This window comes from Pseudoalteromonas rubra, assembly GCF_005887115.1.
GTDB lineage: Bacteria > Pseudomonadota > Gammaproteobacteria > Enterobacterales > Alteromonadaceae > Pseudoalteromonas > Pseudoalteromonas rubra_F.
In genome coordinates this window covers 15,720-38,786 of record NZ_PNCJ01000038.1, presented here as the reverse complement: position 1 = coordinate 38,786, position 23,067 = coordinate 15,720, and the positions used below count along the sequence as shown (strand labels likewise).

18 protein-coding genes are annotated in these 23,067 nt (G+C 47.6%); 9 read left to right on the top strand and 9 right to left on the bottom strand.

Translation table 11 applies throughout. From position 1 onward, the window contains the following. The first annotated feature begins 27 nt into the window (after positions 1-27). Genes CWB98_RS19895 through CWB98_RS19885 form a run of 3 tightly spaced genes read left to right on the top strand, consistent with a single transcriptional unit; the run spans position 28 to position 4,435 of the window. Positions 28-1,299: an efflux RND transporter periplasmic adaptor subunit gene (locus CWB98_RS19895; RefSeq protein ID WP_138546422.1), complete on the top strand. Its 1,272-nt coding sequence runs from the start codon at positions 28-30 to the stop codon at positions 1,297-1,299. A gap of 12 nt (positions 1,300-1,311) precedes the next feature. After that, positions 1,312-2,028, top strand: a complete 717-nt coding sequence (locus tag CWB98_RS19890) for an ABC transporter ATP-binding protein (protein WP_138546421.1) — start codon at positions 1,312-1,314, stop codon at positions 2,026-2,028. Further along, entirely contained in the window at positions 2,021-4,435 is a 2,415-nt protein-coding gene (locus tag CWB98_RS19885) for an ABC transporter permease (RefSeq protein ID WP_138546420.1), read from the top strand. Before CWB98_RS19890 ends, CWB98_RS19885 begins: the two co-directional genes overlap by 8 nt. Before the next feature lie 50 nt (positions 4,436-4,485). Here the strand turns inward: CWB98_RS19885 and CWB98_RS19880 are convergent, their stop codons facing one another. From CWB98_RS19880 to CWB98_RS19865, 4 genes are all read right to left on the bottom strand, one after another. Next, complete coding sequence (locus CWB98_RS19880) at positions 4,486-6,042, bottom strand: SulP family inorganic anion transporter (RefSeq protein WP_138546419.1); 1,557 nt, start codon at positions 6,040-6,042, stop codon at positions 4,486-4,488. Between the two features lie 112 nt (positions 6,043-6,154). Further along, positions 6,155-6,613: an Lrp/AsnC family transcriptional regulator gene (locus tag CWB98_RS19875; RefSeq protein WP_046004338.1), complete on the bottom strand. Its 459-nt coding sequence runs from the start codon at positions 6,611-6,613 to the stop codon at positions 6,155-6,157. A 54-nt stretch (positions 6,614-6,667) separates the two neighbouring features. Beyond that, a complete protein-coding gene (locus tag CWB98_RS19870) occupies positions 6,668-7,309 on the bottom strand; it encodes an MBL fold metallo-hydrolase (protein ID WP_138546418.1) in 642 nt (213 codons plus the stop codon). Further along, positions 7,310-9,100 carry a M14 family metallopeptidase gene (locus tag CWB98_RS19865; RefSeq protein ID WP_138546417.1) on the bottom strand — a complete coding sequence of 597 codons (1,791 nt, stop codon included), beginning with the start codon at positions 9,098-9,100 and terminating at the stop codon, positions 7,310-7,312. 141 nt (positions 9,101-9,241) lie between these two features. Between CWB98_RS19865 and CWB98_RS19860 the strand changes: the two genes are divergently transcribed. Then, positions 9,242-10,072, top strand: a complete 831-nt coding sequence (locus CWB98_RS19860) for an SDR family oxidoreductase (protein WP_138546416.1) — start codon at positions 9,242-9,244, stop codon at positions 10,070-10,072. Positions 10,073-10,438: 366 nt separating this feature from the next. On the opposite strand, the gene rplT is transcribed toward CWB98_RS19860, so the two are convergent. The 4 genes from rplT to thrS all read right to left on the bottom strand — a co-directional run bounded on the left by rplT (position 10,439) and on the right by thrS (position 13,764). Further along, a complete protein-coding gene (gene rplT, locus CWB98_RS19855) occupies positions 10,439-10,798 on the bottom strand; it encodes a 50S ribosomal protein L20 (RefSeq protein ID WP_010387194.1) in 360 nt (119 codons plus the stop codon). Positions 10,799-10,813: 15 nt separating this feature from the next. Continuing rightward, a complete protein-coding gene (rpmI, locus tag CWB98_RS19850) occupies positions 10,814-11,014 on the bottom strand; it encodes a 50S ribosomal protein L35 (RefSeq protein ID WP_010387195.1) in 201 nt (66 codons plus the stop codon). A gap of 205 nt (positions 11,015-11,219) precedes the next feature. Then, on the bottom strand, positions 11,220-11,783 hold the full coding sequence (gene infC / locus CWB98_RS19845; protein ID WP_138546415.1) for a translation initiation factor IF-3: 564 nt from the start codon (positions 11,781-11,783) through the stop codon (positions 11,220-11,222). Between the two features lie 70 nt (positions 11,784-11,853). Beyond that, the gene (gene thrS, locus CWB98_RS19840) at positions 11,854-13,764 is read right to left on the bottom strand and encodes a threonine--tRNA ligase (protein WP_138546414.1); all 1,911 of its coding nucleotides are present in this window, start codon (positions 13,762-13,764) and stop codon (positions 11,854-11,856) included. A gap of 235 nt (positions 13,765-13,999) precedes the next feature. On the opposite strand from thrS, the gene CWB98_RS19835 reads away from it, so the two are divergent. The 3 genes from CWB98_RS19835 to CWB98_RS19825 all read left to right on the top strand — a co-directional run bounded on the left by CWB98_RS19835 (position 14,000) and on the right by CWB98_RS19825 (position 17,601). Continuing rightward, complete coding sequence (locus CWB98_RS19835; protein WP_138546413.1) at positions 14,000-15,004, top strand: endonuclease/exonuclease/phosphatase family protein; 1,005 nt, start codon at positions 14,000-14,002, stop codon at positions 15,002-15,004. Between the two features lie 75 nt (positions 15,005-15,079). Beyond that, positions 15,080-15,541 (top strand): DUF3010 family protein, encoded by a 462-nt coding sequence (locus tag CWB98_RS19830; protein ID WP_138546412.1) that lies wholly within the window; start codon positions 15,080-15,082, stop codon positions 15,539-15,541. A gap of 215 nt (positions 15,542-15,756) precedes the next feature. Next, positions 15,757-17,601 carry an ABC transporter ATP-binding protein gene (locus tag CWB98_RS19825; RefSeq protein WP_138546411.1) on the top strand — a complete coding sequence of 615 codons (1,845 nt, stop codon included), beginning with the start codon at positions 15,757-15,759 and terminating at the stop codon, positions 17,599-17,601. A gap of 6 nt (positions 17,602-17,607) precedes the next feature. On the opposite strand, the gene CWB98_RS19820 is transcribed toward CWB98_RS19825, so the two are convergent. Further along, complete coding sequence (locus CWB98_RS19820; RefSeq protein ID WP_138546410.1) at positions 17,608-18,222, bottom strand: TetR/AcrR family transcriptional regulator; 615 nt, start codon at positions 18,220-18,222, stop codon at positions 17,608-17,610. A gap of 462 nt (positions 18,223-18,684) precedes the next feature. Here CWB98_RS19820 and CWB98_RS19815 point away from each other — a divergent pair, with 462 nt between their 5' ends. Then, complete coding sequence (locus CWB98_RS19815) at positions 18,685-19,860, top strand: efflux RND transporter periplasmic adaptor subunit (protein ID WP_138546409.1); 1,176 nt, start codon at positions 18,685-18,687, stop codon at positions 19,858-19,860. Positions 19,861-19,864: 4 nt separating this feature from the next. Next, positions 19,865-23,038 (top strand): efflux RND transporter permease subunit, encoded by a 3,174-nt coding sequence (locus CWB98_RS19810; protein ID WP_138546408.1) that lies wholly within the window; start codon positions 19,865-19,867, stop codon positions 23,036-23,038. Positions 23,039-23,067: the final 29 nt, after the last annotated feature.

Sequence of the window (23,067 nt, the reverse complement as noted above, 5' to 3'; positions counted from 1 at the left end):
TTTTCATTCACAGGATCAGGAGCCAGTATGGATAAACCCATCCAACCCAAATTGTTAAGCAGACGACGCGCCGTGATTACGTCGCTTGTCATTGCATTCATCGGGGCCTTAGCCACAAGCATTCAGGTGTTCAGTAGCCACTTTCAGACGTCGGGGAAGACCTATGACATCAGTCAGAACACACTTGAATTCAGTACCGCACATCGCGCCAGCTTTACCCACTACCTGCCGTTACGCGGTGTTGTTGAGCCACAAGATACCATCTTTATAGATGCAATTGATGGCGGACGCGTAGAGGCCTTGTACGTCCGGGAGGGTGAGCAGGTTCGTAAGGGTCAGGCACTGCTCAAGCTCAGCAACACAGATCTGCAGCTCAGGGTGTTGGCTCGCGAAGCAGAAGTATCAGAGCAGATTAACGACATGCGCAACACGCGTCTGGCCGTTGAGCAAAACCAGCTCGCGTTAGCACGTGACATCATCGAGCTCGATTTTGCCATTCTCAAACTGGAAAAAGAGTTAGCACGTCAACAACAGCTATATGAACAAGCCTTAGTGCCACAACGAACAGTCGAGATACTCAGAGATGAGCTTAACTTTCAAATGACATACCGTGAAACGGTAAAACAAAGCCAGCAAAAAGAAGCATTATTACAGCAACAACAGCTCACCCAGCTTTCTCAAAGTATTGCTACCTTGCAATCTAACCTCAAGATATCGCAATCCAGTCTGGACATGCTTACTATCCGTGCCCCTCTCAATGGGCAACTGACATTTATGAACGCCCGGATTGGTGAATCTAAAGCGCCTGGTGAGCGACTTGGTCAAGTCGATTTGATAGACAAATTCAAAATCAGTGCCCACATTGATGAATTCTATATAGACCAGATCTCAATGGCGCACACCGCCGCGATGAAGCTCGGACAAACAACGATTACGCTCACCATGGCCAGAATTTACCCGGGTATAGAAAATGGCCGATTTAGAGTCGACTTTCATGTCCAAAGCCCCAATGAACTGCCCACATTGAGGCTAGGACAGAGTTTACCACTGGAGTTAAACCTGAGTTCCGAGACGACTCAGCTGGTCGTTGATAGTGGCGCATTTATACAGTCCACAGCTGGCGCCTGGGCGTTTGTAGTAAGTGAAGATGGGCGTAGTGCACACAAGCGCAAAATCACCCTGGGACGCCGGAACCCCACTCAAGTGGAGGTCGTATCAGGCATCAGCGTCAATGAGCGACTGATCACGTCTTCATACAACCGCTTTGCCGACGCAGAGCACCTTTCTCTTATCCCGTAAGGTAGAACAAACATGATCAAACTAAATAATGTCAGCCGCTCGTTTATTGCGGAACATATTGAAACCGTCGCCCTGGACAAGCTCTCGCTGTCGGTCAGCCATGGCGAATTTATCTCAATTTTGGGGCCGTCAGGCTGTGGTAAGTCATCTTTGCTCAATATTCTGGGCATGCTGGATGACATCGATGAAGGCAGCTTTGTGTTTAATGGCACTGAGCTTGCCACCGCATCTTCATCAATAAAGGCACAATTGAGGAAAAAACACATTGGGTTTATTTTTCAGAATTTCAACCTAATAGACGAGCTTACTGTAGAGCAGAATATTGCACTGCCATTACATTATCAGCAGTTCAACAAAGCACAACGAACCGCTCGTGTCGAAGAGGTCCTTCACCGCCTGGACATCGCCCACCGTCGCACTCACTTGCCGGCAAAGCTCTCAGGAGGGCAGCAACAACGGGTTGCGATAGCACGTGCGATAGTCACTCAACCTGATTTGATCCTGGCCGATGAACCGACAGGTAACCTGGATTCCCAAAACTCAACACAAGTGATGGAAATACTTCGCCAGCTCAACATGATGGGCACAACCATCGTTATGGTGACGCACGCTCAGGAGCAAGTTCAATATGGCACTCGGGTTATTCGACTTATGGACGGCAAAATACAGCAAGACAGCCCGGTTTCTGCTCAGCGTACAGTGAACAAGCTGGAGGTATTAAGTGATTAGCCTTTTGTTCACCATGACATGGCGCAATATGTTGCGCAGCAAACGCACCACGGTCATTCAGTTACTCAGTTTAATCATCGGCCTGACCTGTTTTATGTTGATCCAACTGTACGTCTCCCATCAACACAACTTTAATGCGCACTTCAAAAATGCAGAGAATATCTACCGAATTAACCTGATTAGAGATGACAATCGTCCCCAAACGCTCACTCCTCTTCGGCTCGCCGAAGAGCTTACCAGTAACTTCCCGGAAGTCACTGAGGCAACTCGCATTTCAGTCAGTACCATATCTATCAGGAATGGGTCTGGTGTATTTGCTGAGCGTGCGCTATTCGTTGACGAGAACTTTTTCTCATTCTTTGACTACACCCTGATTGAAGGAGATGTTCACACGGCACTGCTGGCTCCTGATAAAGTGGTCATACACGAAGCACAAGCGCTGAAGTACTTTTCGCGCAGCACTCAGGTGATTGGTGAACAGCTCAACATTAACGGTAAACCCTATCAGGTATCCGCAGTAATAAAATACTCAGCGGCCCCATCCACCATCCCGAATGAGGTAGTTCTGCCGATCCAGAACTATTTTCAGCAGTTGCCAAATGAACGCTGGCAAACATTGTGGAATTTCAACGCGACCATCACATTTGCAAAAATCACGCAAGCAACTGTAATACCGTCACTGACTGCAAATGTCAGTGACTATTATCAGCAACGCGTTGAAGGGTTATCGTCTTATAAGCGCTACCGAATCATGTTCGAACCCCTACTGGATGTCTATCTAAACGCTACAGCGACTCGCAGCCTTATCCCACCGGGCAGTCGTGAAATGGTCGACACCTTTGTGCTGATATCTTTTATGTTGTTAGTTCTGGCCTGTATAAACTTCACCAATTTGGCCACCGCTGCTTCGTTGCGACGTGCCAGAGAAGTAGGAGTAAAAAAAGCACTAGGCGCAAGCCCAAATCAGTTAGCTTTGCACTATCTGATTGAATCTTTATTTATCACGCTATTTGCCCTTGGCGCGGCACTCGCTTTGACCGCGATGCTGTTAGACGCTTTTAATCAATTGATGGGGTCACAAATCTCGCTTTCCCTTACCTTCGAATTGGTTCTTACACTGATTCTTACCTTGCTTTGCGTTACACTTCTTGCGGGAGGCTATCCAGCTCTATTCCTTAGCCGCATGAACGCAGCTTTGGTACTTAAGGGAGTGATAGATGCAGGTAAAGGAGGGATACTCTTTCGGCGTATACTCATGATCATACAATTTACCATAGCCACGCTGCTGCTGATCGCCAGCATAGTGGTCAGTCTTCAGATGCATCACCTTAGTACAATGACGCAAGGCTATGACAGAGAAAATGTCCTCATCATCAACCGTGGTTCGGCGGTTTATCCGGATTTCAAGCGCCAGGTATCAAGGTTTGGCGATGTTGTCTCCCTGAGCATGTCACACACGATCCCAACGAAAGCAACGCGTACATCAGCAATTGTGCGAACTCATGAAGCACCAGATAATGAGATATGGGTCGGTAATAATCCGGTTAGTTATGACTACTTCAGGACAATGGGTATTAAGCTTCTGAGTGGCAGAGTTTTTCAACGCCAGTCTCCAGGGGATCCTTACTTTGAAAATGAACAGAATACAGCGAATACTCGCGGGAATCTGATAATCAATGCAACATTGGCGGCCAGATTGAATGCTGACCCCAATGACGTCATAGGTCGCTATTTGACACTTGGCAGTGTTAACGAAGGGTTGCATCGTCATCAGGTTATCGGTGTAGTGGAAGATACACATCACGTTGATGCGAGTCAGCATGTTCCGCCTATGGTTTATGTTTTGTCTGAGAAACCCGAAGATCTGGCACTTAGATGGATCGCAATCAGATTGAAAGCAGGGTTTAATCCAGATGTGCTGCAACAGCTGGAGCAGACCTGGCTTGCATTAGACAGCAGCAAAGCATTTAAGTATGAGTGGCTGGCAAGTTTATTCGACGCACAATATCACAATCAGGCACAGCACCTGCAATTACTGGGGCTATTTACACTCATCGCAATGGTTATGTCAGTTACTGGCTTGTACGCGGTGGCTTCGTTTACCTTGTTACAAAGCTTGAAAGAAATAGCAATACGCCAGATTATGGGCGCGCAAAACTGGCAAATTTATGGGTTATTCCAATTGCGCTTTTGCGTGCTGGTACTATTTGCAATCCTGCTCGCGTTACCTATAGCGTTTATCCTGCTCATCGACTGGCTCAATCAATATGTCTACCGAATTGTATTACCTGTTGATGTATTTGCCATTTGCTCGTTTGTCTGCTTGGCACTGGCGGGAATCACAGTCCAGATGGTGGCCTTTAATGCTGTGCGAAGTCGCCCCGTCGAGACACTGAAGCGTGATTAGGCCGACCAAAGAAATGAGAAGCCCCTCGTGAGGGGCTTCTTTAAATCGGGTTACGCTAATTTGTCTGACGCAACTTTATATTTTGGATCTTCAATCACATTCACTTCCACCAGATCTGCCGCTTTTGCCAGCAACTGCTGACAATCCTGGCTTAAGTGACGTAAGTGTAACTTTTTACCTGCCTTAGTATATTTCTCTGCAAGTGCATCTATCGCTTCAATTGCACTGTGGTCAGCAACGCGGCTGTGCTTGAACTCGATGATCACATCCACTGGGTCGTTCGCGACATCAAACAATTCAGCAAAGTTTTTAACGGAGCCAAAGAACAGTGGACCATGCAGCTCGTAGACTTTTGAGCCCTGCTCATCAATGTAGTTGCTGGTGTAAATATGCTTTGCATGCTCCCAGGCGAACACGAGTGCCGAAACAATCACACCAACGCATACTGCAATAGCAAGGTCAGTCACCACGGTGACACCGGAAACAAGGACAATTACAAACGCATCACTTTTCGGGATGCGCTTCATCAGGCGGAAGCTTGACCATTCAAACGTGCCCAGTACAACCATAAACATTACACCGACCAATGCCGCCAGTGGGATCATTTCAATTAAACTTGCCGCAAACAGAATAAAGGCAAGTAACAAGACAGCAGCAGTAATACCAGAAAGGCGGCTTCGACCACCTGAATTAATGTTGATCATAGACTGACCAATCATCGCACATCCGCCCATAGCACCAAATACACCGCAGGTCATATTTGCTGCGCCCTGACCTATACACTCCTTATTTGAGTGGCCACGCGTTTCCGTGATTTCATCAATCAGGGTCAGTGTTAACAATGACTCAATCAGGCCAATTGCCGCAAGGATAAGCGCATAAGGGAAAATAATCGTAAAGGTTTCCCAGGTCCAGGGAACCTGAGGAATATGAAACTCAGGGAAGCCACCGGCAATCGTTGCATTCACATTACCACTCATATCTTTGAGATAATCCAGTACGTTACGTGTATCCAGATCAAGCCCAATCACCAAGCCTGTAACCACTAAAATAGCGGCGAGACTTGAAGGCACTGCGGTTGTTAGTTTTGGCAGAAAATGGATGATAGCCATCGTCAGCGCAACCAGACCTGCCATGATGTAAAGTTGCTGCCCTTGCATCCATTGTAATGTGCCAGACTCATCCATAATCTTAAATTGGCCGAGTTGAGCCAAGAAGATCACTATGGCCAGGCCATTTACGAAACCCAGCATCACAGGGTGCGGTACCATGCGAATAAATTTACCAAGCTTAAACACACCAGCAAGTATCTGTAAAACCCCCATAAGCAGTACGGTTGCAAACAGGTATTCGACACCATGCTCAATCACCAGGCTGACCATGACCACAGCAAGCGCACCGGTTGCACCAGAAATCATGCCCGGACGACCACCAAAAATAGAGGTGATTAAACCCACGATAAATGCAGCGTATAAGCCAACTAATGGGTCGACATGTGCGACAAACGCAAATGCGACAGCTTCAGGTACCAACGCCAGAGCGACGGTCAATCCTGACAGTATGTCGTTCTTAGCAGAGCTGGGCGCTTTGCCTATTAGATTAAACATTTAAATCCCCAAGATTATTACTACGACAGAAAAGCGCTGGATCCTAGCAAAATCCAGCGCTTTTAACAAATGAGATACATTATAGTTGAGTTTCAGGTCTGATGTATGACAATCAGATTGGCAGGGCTGTGGTCCGCTTAACACACGTCATGGTGACGTTTGAGTGTACTTCCTGAACGTACTCCAGGTTCAGCAAATTATCTCTGACAAATTGCTCATATCCTTCTATGCCACGAGAAATAATGCGTAGCATAAAATCCATAGTACCAGCCATGGTATAGCATTCTGTTACTTCATCGTAACTCATGATCAGCTTTTCAAACTCAGAAAGGTTATTGCGGCCATGATTAGACAACTTTACATGAGCATAAACGAGCATATCAAAACCAAGCTGTTTCTCATCGAGTAAAGCAACTTTACCTTTGATGTATCCATCCTGCTCCAGTTTGGCGATTCGGCGCCAGCAAGGTGACTGCGACAATCCGACCTTGTCGGCAATCTCTGCCGTAGATAAACTTGCATCTTGCTGTAGCAGCGCTAATATTTGACGATCAACCTGATTTAATGACATATTTTTCTTAATTTTTAATTAGTTAAATGAATACAGTGCTGATAGATTCAATTATCAGCCAAACCGTCCGCTCATAAAAGGATTATGGCGCTGTTCATGACCAATCGAAGTGTCTTCCCCGTGGCCACTCATTACCCGCGTCGCCTCTGGCAATGTGAATAACTGAGTTTCTATTGACTGCTTTAATATCGCGGCATCCCCTTTCGGGAAGTCCGTTCTACCTACAGAGCCTTTAAATAAAACATCTCCGACCAGCACAGATGCACTTTGCGGCTCATAAAACACGACATGTCCCGGTGTGTGTCCGGGACAATGGCGAACTTCTAGTTTTAGCTGGCCAAGTTCAACGCATTCACCATGCTCAAGCCAACGTACTGGAAAAAACGCCGCTTGTGGTGCAAAACCAAACATCTGCGCCTGCATAGGTAGTGCGTCAAACCAAAACTTATCATCGCGCTGTGGTCCGACAATTTCAACCCCCAATACGTTTGAGAGCGTTTCGCTGGCACCAACATGATCTAAATGTCCATGGGTAAGCAAAATCATTTCAACATTGAGAGTACGTTCCTCTATAACAGACAATATTTTATCAACATCGCCTCCCGGGTCAACCACTGCACACTTACCTGTGGTTGGACAACATATGATACGGCAATTTTGCATAAATGGTGTTACGGGTATAGTCATTACCTGCATCTACTTTTCCTTAAAGGACATGAGGATCGGATACTTGAGGTAGGCTTGGTCATAATAAGGCGTACGCTTGTAGAGCCACTCCATTCTCGCTTTGGGATCGCTCGCAAAGGACTTATCCTCACTGATTTTTTTATCAAACGCCAGTGCCATAGCAGGGTTGTCTTTTAACATTTTCCGAGCAAAAGGTTCAAGTGCATAATTTTCAACGTACTCAGTACGCTGGAATAAACCAGGGAAGTCGCCCCAGGCAAACAATGAATCTGGCGCATCAGGGTGCAATAAATGCGTTGCAAGTTCCCCACCCGCCTGCTGTGTAGACACTTTATACCACCCAGAAAGGTTCAAAGTGGACGATACGGCCTGTTGTTCGAACTGGGCGCTAACACGAAAGCGACCTTCAAATGGCAATTTAGCAAATTCGTATGACTTTATAGAAAGTTGCACCAACTCGTCTGCCAGAACATCTGTAGTCAACTGCTCTACAGCAATACCATGCAATTTGAGTTTTTCGACCGTGCCTGCATAAGCTGGTGGGATATAAAATGCACTCGGCACTTTGACCTTACGTTTCTCTACTTTCTGCCAGTATACAGGTAGTTGCTCATAAAGCTTAGGCTCCCCAAGATACTTTGCCTCCATTTGACCGGACAAGGCACTTTCAAAACGTTTGTAAGTGACCCCCTTAAAAGAGATTAAGTCTGGCTTTTCACTGTAACCACGCTCTACTACCAGTTCATCAGGGACAAAGTGTTTCTCGGTCTCGACAGCCTTAGCAAGTGCCTGTTGATGCTCTGTCAACGCATCTATCACACCGTCGATAAATACGTAAGTCCCCAGTACACGCTGTTTGTAGGGTTTCAGAGAGTGATTTTCCAACAAAATACTCGGTAAAGCCTTGATGTCTGCCCAGCCATTAGAAAAACGCGGACTGGCAACCCAACCAGCAAGACCTTTTTTGAAGTCCCGCTTATCCATCACAAACACCAGAGGCCCTGGCTCATGACCTTGCTGACGCAACTTTTCGTCAATCATTGGCGTAAAGTGCTGCTCCAACACTTTTGCAACTGCAGGAGATTCACTGGCAAAGCTCGGATTAAACCCATAGGTAATATCATACTGATAATCAGCGCCATCCGTTACATGCAAATCTAAATACATCGCGGGTTGATACTGATTAATGACATTCATCACAGCACGAACGCCTGGCGTGTCTAGCTTGGTATAGTCGCGATTTAAGTTTAAGTTCAGCCCGTTAGTACGGTAACCCATTTCCTTCGGCCCGCGCTGATTAATACGGTTGTAGACACTGCGCCTTTCATGCCCATCTACGTTAAGGATGGGAATAAACAGAATATTGACCTTGTTCAAAATATCACGACGTTTACCTGTAGCAATATCTCTCAACAACATAAACATGGCATCTTTGCCATCTATTTCGCCGGCATGGATCCCCGCCTGAATAAGTAAAGTCGGCTTGTTATTATTTTTTAACATCGCAGGACTGAACTGATTAACTTGCGAGGCGACCAGCATTTTTATATCTCGGCCGGCATCACTCTGGCCTATCTTTACCGCTTTAAACTGGGTTGGATTGGCGGCAACCAAACGGTCTACAAATGCCATCGTTTTTGCATAATCAGGGCTTTCTAAGCCCTTGCTCAGTTCAAAATCTGTGGTAAGCGGTCCTTGCTCTTGCATAAGACTAACACTTTTACCTTGCCAGTCTTGAAGCGGTGGTAAATGACTATTCAGATTTACTGTTGCACTTAGCAAAACAATGCCTAAATTCATAAACAATCTTTATTTCTATCTATCGATATGATGATTATATCAATATTTAAATTAACAACTTACAATGTGCGGTGATTCTACAAAAATTCACAGTTAATCGCGAGCTGGCTTTTGGCTAAGCGAAAAAACATGGATAAACACATGACAAAATCGATTTTAATAACCGGATGCTCCACTGGGATCGGCTTTTACTGCGCCCAAACACTTCATAGTGCAGGGTTTCGTGTCGTCGCATCGGTGCGCAATCCTCAACACTTAGCGCGCTTTGAAGCCAGCGGGATCCCTTGCATCATTTTAGATCTGGCTGATGAATCTTCTATCAAAAAGGGGTTTGATGAAGCCGTCGCATTATGTGATGGTCAGTTAGACGCGCTATTCAACAATGGTGCCTATGGTCAGCCAGGCGCAGTCGAGGATCTTCCTACTGACGTGCTGCGTACTCAGTTTGAAACAAATTTATTTGGCTGGCATACACTAACATGCCTGGCGGTTGCACATATGAGAAAGCACGGCGGTGACAGCCGAGTAATCCAAAACTCTTCGGTTCTGGGGTTGGTAGCTTTGCCCTATCGAGGCGCTTACAACGCCAGTAAATTCGCTCTGGAAGGCTTAACTGACACACTCAGAATGGAGTTATGTGGGTCAAATATCCAGGTGAGTCTGATAGAACCTGGCCCTATCCTATCTGAGTTTCGTCGCAACGCGCGCAGTGCATTTGAGCAACATATTGAAATAGGTGGCAGCGCACACAAAGCCGAATATGAGGCTCAGTTAGCGCGTTTGAACGCACAATCTGCACCACAAAAATTCACGCTGGGGCCTGAAGCCGTTTATGAAAAACTCTTACATGCTCTCACCGCGAAACGCGCAAAGCCCAGATATTATGTGACCTTCCCGACGTACCTGATGGGATACCTAAAACGCCTGCTCAGCTCGGCCTGGCTGGACAAGGTGTTACTAAAAAATAGGTGATTGTTTATACCAATTTTACTTAGTCAATTTGAAGGAGCAAATATGACACTATCGGTGTTAAAAATCCCTCATTTAGAACCTTTGTCCAAGGCATTAGTTCGCCAATTTTTGCCTCGCCTGCATGGATATAGGTGTCTCAGCGATAGCAGGACGCGAGAGCAGTTTAATCGACCCTATTTTCTCGCCTCAAAATAAACAACTTAATTAAGCAAATTGGTATTACCAAGTTCACTTAATGTGTTTTCAATTTTAAGGAGTAAACAGAACTCTTAATTGAACAAATTTACATCACTCTGTTTATGGCTAGCAGGATCAAAAAAAGGAGCCAATGGCTCCTTTTCTTTTCAATCGCTTAGCTTAAGAGAATTAAGCTGCAAGACCTTCTTTTGCTTTAGCAACTAGTGCTGCGAAAGCTACTTGGTCGTATACTGCGATATCAGCTAGGATCTTACGATCGATTTCAACAGATGACTTTTTAAGGCCATTGATGAAACGGCTGTAAGAAAGGCCGTTTTGACGTGCTGCAGCGTTGATACGTGCGATCCATAGTTGACGGAAAGTACGTTTCTTAGCGCGACGGTCACGGTAAGCGTATTGACCTGCTTTAGTTACTGCCTGGAAAGCTACGCGATAAACACGTGAACGTGCTCCATAGTAACCTTTAGCCTGCTTTAATACTTTTTTGTGACGTGCACGTGCGATAACACCGCGTTTAACTCTTGCCATTTCTGATATCCTCTATTAAGCGAATGGTAACATACGATTGATAAGACCCAGGTCATTCTTATGAACCATAGTCTTATTACGTAGGTGAAGCTTACGCTTAGAAGATTTCTTAGTCAGAATGTGACGAAGATGCGACTGTTTACGCTTGAAACCGCCAGAAGCAGTCTTTTTGAAGCGCTTAGCAGCACCTCTGTGTGTCTTTAGTTTATAAGACATTGCAATAACTCCAAATGATATTGCGTTAACATTATGCAAGCAGGCGGATGATAAACATCACTTTATTGGCCTGGTATGCACCCTAATTCCGGTGAAAAGCCACTAAATGACCTTTACTTAGGTACCGGTTAACTCAGGTGGCGTACGCACTTGAAACCTGAGTTAAATTCTGTCGATCGTTAAATCGGCGCGTATTATGCCTTGATTAAGACTTTTTCGCAACAGGCGCCATCATCATAATCATTTGACGGCCTTCAACCCGGTTCGGGAATGACTCAACCTGAGCTACCTCTTCCAAGTCGGCTTTCAAACGATTAAGCATTTCAATGGCAATTTCCTGGTGGGCCATTTCACGGCCGCGGAAACGAATGGTGATTTTCGCTTTGTCGCCCGCTTCAAGGAATTTGCGAAGGTTACGCAGTTTGACCTGATAATCGCCTTCGTCCGTGCCAGGACGGAATTTGATTTCTTTAACCTGAATCTGTTTTTGCTTTTTCTTTTGTTCTTTTTGTAGTTTTGCTTTTTCAAAAAGGAACTTACCGTAGTCCATTACTTTACAGACTGGTGGCTCTGCATTCGGACTGATCTCAACCAGGTCCAGGCCGGCTTCTTCCGCAAGCGCTCGTGCTTCTCTAATTGAAACTACGCCTGCCTGTTCGCCTTCAGCGTCAATTAAGCGAACTTCTTTCGCTGTGATTTCTTCATTGATACGATTTTTCTGAGCAGTAGTTTGCCCTTTTTTGCCGCCTCTAATGGTACGTTCCTCCAAAAAGTCAAAAATATATTGTGCGAAAAGCGTTTTATGTTAGTTGATAAGCTTTTCGCACAGGTTTGTTAATTTAACGTCTGTCTTTGATTTCTTCGCTGATCTTAGCAATAAAGTCATCAACAGAGAACTTGCCCAGGTCTTCACCTTTGCGTGTTCTTACCGCAACTTCTTGTTGTTCAACTTCTTTGTCTCCAACAACAAGGAGATACGGGATACGTTTTAAAGTATGCTCGCGGATTTTAAAGCCAATCTTTTCATTTCTCAAGTCAGCACCGGCTCTTATTCCAAGTTTATTCAGTTTTTGTACAACTTCTTGCACATAGTCCGCCTGTTTATCGGTGATATTCATGATCACTACTTGCTTAGGCGCAAGCCAGGTTGGGAATAAACCCGCATACTCTTCAGTCAGAATACCAATGAAACGCTCCAGTGAACCCAACACAGCACGGTGGATCATCACTGGTGTTTTACGTTCATTGTTTTCTGCTACATATGTCGCGCCTAAGCGGCCCGGCAAAGCAAAGTCTAGCTGTACTGTGCCACATTGCCAAGCACGCTCAAGACAGTCGTACAAAGTAAACTCGATCTTAGGACCATAAAACGCGCCCTCGCCTGGCAGATAATCGAACTCGATGTTGTTCGCTTTAAGTGCATCCGCCAGCGCTTCTTCTGCTTTGTCCCACATTTCGTCGTCGCCGATACGCTTTTCAGGGCGTGTAGACAGTTTTACGACAATCTTTTCAAAGCCGAATGTTGAATATGTATCATAGATCATATTAATACAAGCGGATACTTCATCCATGATCTGCTCTTCTGTACAGAAAATATGGGCGTCATCCTGAGTAAAGCCACGCACACGCATCAGACCGTGCAGTGCTCCCGAAGGCTCGTTACGGTGACAACAACCAAATTCAGCCATACGCAGAGGCAAGTCGCGGTACGACTTCAAGCCCTGATTGAAAATTTGCACATGTCCCGGACAGTTCATCGGCTTAATCGCATATTCACGCTTCTCAGACTCTGTGGTGAACATCGCATCAGCGTACTTGTCCCAGTGGCCTGATTTTTCCCACAGACCACGGTCCATCATCAGCGGGCCTTTAACTTCTTCGTAAGCATATTCACGTAGCTTCTCGCGCACGAAGTCTTCAAGCTCACGGTAGATGCTCCAGCCGTCGTTATGCCAGAAAACCATGCCCGGCGCTTCTTCCTGCCAGTGCCAAAGATCAAGCGCTTTACCTATTTTACGGTGATCGCGTTTCTCTGCTTCTTCCAGACGCTTCAGGTAAGCCTTAAGTTGCTTCTTATCTGCCCACGCAGTACCATAGATACGCTGCAGCATTTTATTTTCTGCATTACCACGCCAGTATGCGCCAGCCACTTTCATAATTTTGAAGTGTTGGCAGAATTTCATGTTTGGCACGTGCGGACCACGACACATGTCCACATATTCTTCGTGGTGGTAAAGGCCTGGACGGTCATCTTTGTCGATGTTTTCATCCAGGATCTCCATCTTGTAGGTTTCGCCACGCGCTTCGAACGCATCGCGTGCCTCTTGCCAGCTTACTTTCTTTTTAACAACGTCATAGTTAGTTTTAGCAAGTTCAAGCATGCGCTTTTCGATGGCATCGAGGTCTTCCTGAGTCAGCGAGTGCTCCATGTCGATGTCATAGTAGAAACCATTGTCAATGGTCGGACCGATCGCCATTTTGGCTTCAGGGAAAAGCTGCTTAACGGCGTGGCCAATCAAGTGCGCACACGAGTGACGAATGATCTCTAAGCCATCTTCATCTTTTGCGGTGATGATCTCAAGCTGCGCGTCCTGTTCAATCAGGTCGCATGCATCCACTCGCACGCCGTTTACACGACCGGCAATAGTCGCCTTCGCAAGGCCTGGGCCGATGTCCTGAGCAACTTCTAAAGTGGTAACCGGGTTTTCAAAAATACGCTGACTGCCGTCAGGGAGAGTAATTACTGGCATGATAATTCCTATTTACAGTGGTGACACCTACAACGCATCACATGTATTAGTTAAGTTAATTCTTTTAAATTTGACGCCCATCAACGCTTTTACGAATAAGCATTGATTGAACAGTGATATACTGACAGAGTCTGGGGACTTTCAAACGCAGCGCCCATTGTGAACGCTCACGTGGCGAGTTGCAAGGAAAAGACTAAGATTAAGCAGGGATTTGGGTAAAATGACGAGGAAAACCATGGCACAGAAACACACATACAAGTTTGCATCCTTCAATTTGCTGAACTTTGCTGCGCCCCCCTATTCTTTTTATCAGCTCGATGAATCCTACAATGACACCCAATGGCTGACCAAAACTCAGTTTATCACAGGTTTAATCCAGCATATGGACCCCAGTGTGATTGTGTTTCAGGAAGTATTTAGCCCAGAAACACTGGCAACCTTGTGCGAAGATTTAGGGCTGCCCTATTTTGCCACCGTCGATACGCCCAAACCCGATCTGGTTTATCCCAACGTGCTGTTTAACCCCATTGTCGCCATTGCCAGCAAATTTCCATTTAAAAGCTTCACCCCGCTTGAGCCCTGCCCCGAGTTACTGGAATACCTTAATAACCAACACCAGTTTAAGTTCAACCGGACTCCGATCAAATGCAGCTTTGAGCTACCTGGCTTTGGCCTGACAACCGTCTATGCGGTTCATTTTAAATCCCAACGCGTCCATTCGATGGCCCATATGCTGGGCAATGCCTCAGTAGAAGACCCGCTGCTCACTTTGCTGCATCAGACCGTTGGCACTATGCAGTCCCAGATATCCCGCTCGCTGGAGGCCTCTATCGTTTATTATGATGCACTTAAAACTCAAAGGGAAAAAGGCGCTGCCACCTTAGTGATGGGCGATTTTAACGACCATATTGCCAGCCCGGCACTGTCTTTTATGACTCAGCAGTTTCCGACCAGTGCAATCCATCAGGACTTTAACAGCGTCGGACTATTCGATAGTTTTTGCCTGGCGGACAATCAACTTAGCTTTGGCCAGAAACCACCTACTCACTATTATCAGGGTACGGGCAACACGCTCGACTATATTTTAGCTTCCAAAGAATTCAACCCAAACCATGAAACCAGCAAAGTCAGGCGCCTCACTTATCACAATTACGCGTCGCACTTAGACCCCAAACGGGATGAAGAAGACATCCGCTATTCCGATCATGCCGCCATTGCCATAGAAATGATGCTGCAATAAGTTCTCGGCTTTCGCGAGCTGTGGTATGATCTTTACCTGTAACGATTTATTTGACCAGTTAATGGGAAACCAACAATGAGAACACTCGGTGTAGAGATTACCGGCAGCGAGGCCCTGCTGTGCCTGTTGAGCAAAGAAGAAGACGTTTTTGATATCCGCGATATTCGCCAAACGCGCTTTACGCTTGGCAATATTGGCCAGGACACAGAAGCTATGCGCAAATTCCACTTCGATTTTGCTAAGCTGGTAGAGGATTACAAGATTGACTCTATTGCCATTCGCCAACGTGCTCACAAAGGCAAGTTCGCGGGCAGCGCGGCCGGCTTTAAAATGGAAACTGCGATGCAGCTTATCGAAGGCGCAGACGTCAAGTTACTGTCCTCTACTGAAGTTAAAGAGCAACTTAAGCGTAATCCGGTGCCTGTCGATTTCGCCGATACGGGCCTAAAAAAATATCAGGAACAAGCGTTTCATAACGCCTACGTCTACATCATGCGTAAAACCTATGGTCATGAAGAAGCCGAACAGGCAGAATAACCCTCCCGCCCGGCACATAGGCCGGGCTTTTTGATCCCACTACACACAGCTAACACTTTCTCTTATTTCACTTTTTCCAACTTGCCACTTGGTTTTCAGTCGTATTCTGCGTTATAAGTACGCTAAGCGTGTGCGCTTTTTCTGAGCAAACTGACGAACACACCCCACATCAACGCGCAGGGTCGATTCGGCACTGATATCATGCAGGAGGCAATATGCTCAAGTTTTTCGAACGATTCACCGACCCATTCCCAGCGCGACCAGCGACACAACCCCCACAAGGCTTACTGGCGTTTTGCCGGTTTTATACCAAAGGCATGGAGTGGCCACTGCTACTCATGTCGCTGACAGCTGCGATCCTTGCCACGCTCGAAGTGATGTTGTTTGGTTTTATGGGTACACTCGTTGACTGGATGCAGGCTTACACACCCGCTGAGCTGTTTGAAATCAAACGCCAGGAGCTCACGGTTATGGCTTTGATCACCTTGGTTGGCCTGCCCTGCCTGGTATTTTTCCACAGTGCGATGCTCCACCAAAGCCTGCTGGGTAACTACCCTATGGCCATACGCTGGCTGGCCCACCGCTATTTGCTAAAGCAAAGTATCTCTTTCTATCAGGATGAATTTGCCGGACGCATTGCAACCAAAGTCATGCAAACGGCCCTGGCTATCCGAGAAGCGGTGATGAAGCTGCTGGATGTGCTGGTTTACGTCATTGTGTACTTTGGCGCTATGCTTGCGCTGGTGAGTGACAATGACATAAGACTCATGATCCCACTGCTGATTTGGCTGGCCTTGTACGTAGGCATGCAGTTTTATTTTGTCCCCCGCCTAAAACAGGTTGCCAGTAAACAAGCCGATGCCCGCTCGCAGATGACAGGCCGTGTGGTTGACAGCTACACGAATATCACCACCGTGAAGCTGTTCTCATATAATAAACGTGAAGAAGTCTACGCCCGAGAAAGCATGGACCTGTTCATTCAACCTGTCTATGCCCAGATGCGACTGGCAACCCAGTTAAACGTCAGTATCCAAACGCTTAACTTTTTTCTGGTGTTCAGTGTCGCCGCCGGCTCACTTTATCTCTGGTCACTCAGCGCCATTACCAGCGGTGCGATTGCAATCACAATAGCACTGGCTTTGCGCCTTAACGGTATGTCGCAGTGGATCATGTGGGAAGTTTCTAGCTTGTTTGAAAATATCGGCACCGCCATTGACGGTAAAAACACCTTAGCCAGACCATTAGACGTGCAGGATATGCCCAATGCGCCAGCATTAAAAGTCACTCAGGGTGAAATAAAATTTACCGATCTGCATTTTGCCTACAAACGGCAAAAACACGCTGATCAGCATGCTGTTATTCAGGGGCTCAACCTGACCATCTCGCCTGGCGAAAAAATCGGCATTGTTGGCCGCTCTGGCGCTGGTAAATCGACCCTGGTTAATCTACTGTTGCGCTTTTACGATGTTCAGCAAGGTAGCATTGAAATTGACGGGCAAAATATTGCAAAGGTGAACCAGGAAAGCTTACGTGCTCACATTGCGATGGTCACACAAGATACTGCGCTGCTTCACCGTAGTGTCCGTGATAATGTGCTTTACGGCAGGCCCGACGCAAGTGAAGCCGAGCTGCTGGATGCCATTAGTAAGGCCGAAGCGAGTCAGTTTATCGAAGAACTTGAAGACAGTCTGGGTAATACCGGACTGGATGCCCAGGTGGGTGAGCGCGGTGTCAAGCTTTCAGGCGGACAACGCCAGCGTATTGCCATAGCACGGGTACTGCTAAAAAATGCCCCTATTCTGATTTTGGATGAGGCAACCGCGGCTCTTGACTCTGAAGTAGAAGCTGCGATTCAGGATAGTTTAGACAGTCTGATGACGGGTAAAACCGTGATTGCGATCGCACACCGCTTATCGACCATTGCACAAATGGACCGGCTAATAGTGATGGATCAGGGCCAGATTGTTGAACAAGGCACACACGATGCCCTGCTAGAACAAAATGGTATCTATGCGAAATTATGGACACATCAAACCGGTGGATTTATTGGTGTTGAATAGTGACGCTCAGGTCGGTTGTTGCGTAGCGTACTTTATGCCCCCACAAAATAACTGACAGGCCTGATCCACAAAAGCATCCAGGTCCGCTTCAGCAAGGGGGGCCTGCCAGCGGATAGCCTGATCCCAAAACGTCAGCCGTTTCAACGCCCCCCAAAAAAAAGCAGCAGCAAATGGTGCTGAGAAAGTGCCAAGGCATCCTGCCTTGTAAGCCTCTTCAAACCACAGGCTCATTGCAGCTTCGCACTGACTGAACTTACGATTAAGCCTGTCAGCCTGAGCCTGGCAGCGCATAGATTCAATCATCACAATGCGCGACAGCTTGATGTAGTCTTCATCCGCCAGCAGAGAAACAGCGCTGTCGGCAAGGTGACGCAGCTGAATTTCAAAATCGTAGTTTGGGATAAACTGTATAGTCGTAATCGGTTGTATTCTTTCAATTAACGAAACAACTACTGCATCAAACAAAGCTTCTTTTGTTGCGTAATGCTTGTACAATGTACGTTTGGATACCCCTGCTGCACTACAAATTGCTTCCATAGTAGTGGCCTGCAGCCCCCGCTGAGCAAACTCTTCTACCGCCGCACTTAATATTGCTTGTTGTTTTTCAGTAAGCTGGATCATCGACTCGAACATCTGTGTGAAGTTAACAGTAGTTTAACTTAAAAAGCCTCAATGTGAAAGTAAACACTTTCGTATACCAACTTATCAAAAAAGTATACTACATCGTTTACCCGATAAGGAATTAGGTATACACTTGCGTATACTTGCAATATTGTCGACTCATCCCAGCACAGTACAACTGACTGAAAAGCCCTTTTGGGTAAGCAGCAGTCGGTGTTTTAATGCTGACGCGGTTTGCTCTGTTTTGGTGTAGACAGCGCGCCGCAAGACAACCTGTTCACTGGTTTCAGGACCAGATCTACAGTAACTAAATGGGCACACGCAATTACAAAAGCAGTGCTACACTTACTTGACTGGTTTGTGAACACGTCAGCGAATAAATGCAAAAGTAAACCCAATAATTGAGAGCCCATTTCGTCTCTTATCAGGAATAAAAAATTTTAATCAGGATTTGGAGTATACATGTATCCAGCCAACAAAAGCAGTCGTGTAGTACACCTGGCAACAGCGGTATTGTCTGCACTCGTAATTTCCGCCTGCTCCGAGGCGCCACAAGGCCAGGGTGGTCCGTCTATGCCACCCGCACAGGTCAGTATCAATAAAGTCACGACCCAAAGTGTACCATTCAATATCGAACTGCCAGCAACATTGGCTGGCGATAAAGAAGTGGAGATCCGAGCCCGTGTGTCGGGGCTTATTGAGTCCAGAAACTTTGAAGAAGGTCAATATGTTAAAGCCGGACGCTCTTTGTTTACCATTGAGCTTCGTCCATTGCAGCTGGAGCTTGAGAAAGCTGAAGCGGAACTCAACGCAGCCAAAGCCAATGTGGCGCAGGCAAAGCGCGAAAGAGACCGGCTTGAGCGCCTGAAAGACGAACGTTCAGTGTCGAAGCGGGATTTCGATAATGCCGTATCAGCCTACGAAGTGGCCATTGCAAATCTGGACTCAGCCAAAGTAGCGCTCAGTGAAGCACAGCTTGATCTGGAATATGCCCAGGTAAAAGCCCCCGTCTCAGGTATCATGGGCCGGGAATTTGTCTCCCAAGGTAGCTATGTCTCCGGCCCGACTGTACTCCTGAGTGAACTGACCGACACCGGCATGATGCGCGCCCGCTTCGGCTTTTCTGAGCGAGAGCAATTGGCAATGCGCCAGGACGTCGAAAATGGCACGCTGAGCCTGCCCAAAAACAACAAGTTCAATGCCACCCTGGTACTGCAGGACGGCTCTGTCTATGCGCACTCCGGAAAAGTTGACTTCTCGGATGTGCGTGTCAACCGTTTTACGGGGACCAGTGAGCTCCAAGCCCGCATCAATAACCCCGACGGCGAGCTGCGCCCGGGTCAGTTTGTCCGCGTTCGCCTGTCGGGCGCGGTACGCAACAATGCTATTGTGTTGCCACAGCGAGCTGTGTTGGATAACGGCACAGGTAAGTTTGTCTATATTGCAACCGAGAACGAACAAGGTATGACGGTTGCTTTACCCGCTCCTGTTGAAGTGGGTGAGTGGGTGAATTTAGATGGTAAAAATATGTGGGTGATACGACAAGGCCTGACACCCGGCCAACCCGTGATCGTTGAAGGCATGGCGCGGATCTTCTTCCCGGGAATGCCAGTCTCAGTGAGCGGTGAAGGAGAATAATTGTATGTTCTCTAAGTATTTTATCGATCGCCCGATATTTGCATTTGTGATCTCCATTGTCATTGTACTGGCAGGTCTGGCAGCAATGCGCACCCTGCCTATTGCACAGTACCCAGAGATTGCCCCTCCTCAGGTTCAGGTAACCGCCTTTTACCCGGGCGCGTCTGCCGATGTCTTGGAACAAACGGTTGCAGCACCGATAGAAAATGCCATCACCGGGGTTGAAGGCATGATGTATATGGAGTCAACCAGTACCAGCTCCGGCACAACCACTATCACTGTCACCTTCGAAATTGGCACCGATATTGATCAGGCCGCGGTCGACGTCAACAATCGCGTCAAACAGGTTGAAGCGCGTTTGCCGGAAGAAACTCGTCGCCAGGGCGTCGTGGTGGCGAAAGGCTCATCCAGTTTCTTACAGGTTCATGCGTTTTATTCGCCTGACGGTACGCGCTCCAGTCTGTGGACGTCGAACTATGTGACTATGAATATTCTTGACCGCATTAAGCGTATTCCCGGTACTACCAGTGTACAAATTTTTGGTGCCAAAGATTACGCTATGCGTGTGTGGATCCGCCCTGATTTAATGAGTCAGCTGGGTGTAACCGTCGAGGAGATCACCGCAGCTATCCGTGAGCAAAACTCACAGTATGCAGCGGGAACCATTGGTGCCACGCCAACCAGCAGCCAGCCACAGGAGCTAGTTTACAGTGTGACAGCCAAGGGCCGTTTGTCGACGCCTGAAGAATTTGAGGCGATTATCATCCGCGCCAACCCGGATGGATCAACCCTGCGCCTTAAAGATGTTGCGCGTGTCGAGCTGGGCTCAAAAGATTACAACTTTGCCGGTACTTTTAACGGTAAGGAAGCGGTACTACTGGGTGTTTTTCTGCAGCCAGGTGCCAATGCACTGGATGTAGCGAACGAGGTTGAATCGGTGATTGCTGAGCTACGTCAGCAGTTTCCGGTCGGGCTTGACCACGGTATTCCATACGATACAACCCGCTTTGTTGAGGTTTCTATTCGTGAAGTACTGATCACCCTTGTTGAAGCCATGGTACTGGTATTTTTAGTGGTATACCTGTTCTTGCAAAACTGGCGTGCGACTTTAATCCCGACTCTGGCCGTCCCCGTTTCTTTACTGGGTACTTTTGCCGGCCTGTATATGTTGGGTTACTCCATTAATACCCTGACACTCTTTGGTATGGTGCTTTCTATTGGTATCGTGGTCGATGATGCCATCGTTGTTTTAGAGAACGTTGAACGGATCATGCACGAGCAACACCTGAATGCCCGTGAAGCAGCTATTAAAGCAATGCAGGAAGTAAGCGGTCCGGTGGTCGCAATTGTATTGGTATTGTGCTCGGTGTTCGTCCCCATCGCATTCCTGGGTGGATTAACCGGTGAGTTATTCCGACAATTCGCCATCACCATCTCGATTTCGGTGAGCCTGTCGGGTGTGGTTGCACTGACCATGACACCGGCGCTTTGCGTGATGATCCTCAAACATGAGCACAAGCAGACTGCGGGATTCTTCTTGTGGTTCAATAACTGGTTCCAGCGCGTCACCGGCCGTTATGTCGGCTCCGTCAGCTTTATGATCCGCCGCGGCCTGCTTGGCCTAGTACTCATGGCCTCCATGGTTGGCGCAACCGTGTTTATCTGGCAAAAAACCCCGGGATCTTTGGTTCCGGATGAAGATCAGGGCTTTTACATCGCCGCGGTATTCCTGCCTGATGGCTCTTCACTGGAGCGCACTGCTGCAGTCGTGGAAGAAGTGGTTGCAGCTGCACAGTCTAACCCTGCCAATGAAAACGTGGTGGCCTTTACCGGCTTTGACTTTATCGGTGGCGGTTACAAAAACAGTGCTGCGACCCTGTTCATCACTCAGAAACACTGGGATGAGCGCGAAATTGATACCAAATCTCTGGTTGGTGAGTTGTTTATGAAGACCGCCGGGATCAACGAAGCGCTGGTACTGGCCTTCAACCCTCCAGCGATTTTTGGCCTGGGTACCACCGGCGGCTTTGAGGTATACCTGCAAAACAAAGCTGGTACTGATCCTGAGCGCCTCAAACAAGGCATGCAGATGCTGATGGGCGAAGCGCAAAAGAGCCCAGTTCTGGCTGGTATTCAGACGCTTTGGCGACCAGATGCGCCGCAGCTGAAAGTCCATATGGACAGAGAGCAGGCGCGTGCCATGGGCGTGAACATCAACTCGGCGTTCAACGCACTTGCCGCCAACCTGGGTAATTACTACGTCAATGACTTCAATAAGTTTGGTCGTGCCTGGCAGGTGCTGTTGTCAGCCGAAGCTGAGTTCCGTATGTCACCTGAAGACGTTGGCCGCATTTATGTGAAAAACAACCGGGGTGAGATGGTCCCTATTTCGGCGTTCACTGACATTGAGTACAGCCGGGGTCCGGAAACTCTGCAAAGGTACAATAACTTGTCGGCCGTTAAGCTGATGGGTAATGCCGCGCCCGGTTACAGCTCCGGCCAGGCCATTGCTGAGTTCGAGCGTATCGCTAAGCAGGTTCTGCCACCGGACATGACCTTTGAGTGGACGGCATCCGCCTACCAGGAAAAGCGTAGCTCAGGCACAACCGGTCTGGCACTGGGGCTGGCCGTTGTCATGGTATTTTTGATCCTGGCGGCGCTGTATGAACGCTGGTCACTGCCTATTTCTGTGTTGCTGGCACTGCCCTTTGGTACTTTTGGTGCGCTTATCTCAATCTGGGTTGCGGGTCTGACCAACGACGTTTACTTCCAGATTGGTTTGGTTACTTTGCTTGGCCTGGCCAGTAAAAATGCCATTCTGATCGTTGAGTATGCACTGATGAAGACACAGCAAGGCTGGAGTCCGGCAGCAGCTGCACTGGAGGCAGCACGACTGAGATTCCGCCCTATCATTATGACTTCGCTGGCCTTCATTCTGGGCGTAGTACCGCTGGTATTGAGCTCAGGTGCAGGTGCGGGTGCGCGTCATAGTGTAGGCACCGGGGTCATGGGGGGGATGCTTGCCGCAACCTTCCTGGCCGTGTTCTTCCTGCCCCTATTCTTCTACTGGTTAACCGCAAGACGTGTGGCTGAGAAACGCTCCAAACACGAGCTGTGCGAAGAAATTGCGCAGCAACATAAAGCTGAGCACGTAGATACTAAAGAAGATTTGGCATAAGCTGCCTGAACGTATAAAAGCGCCGGTGA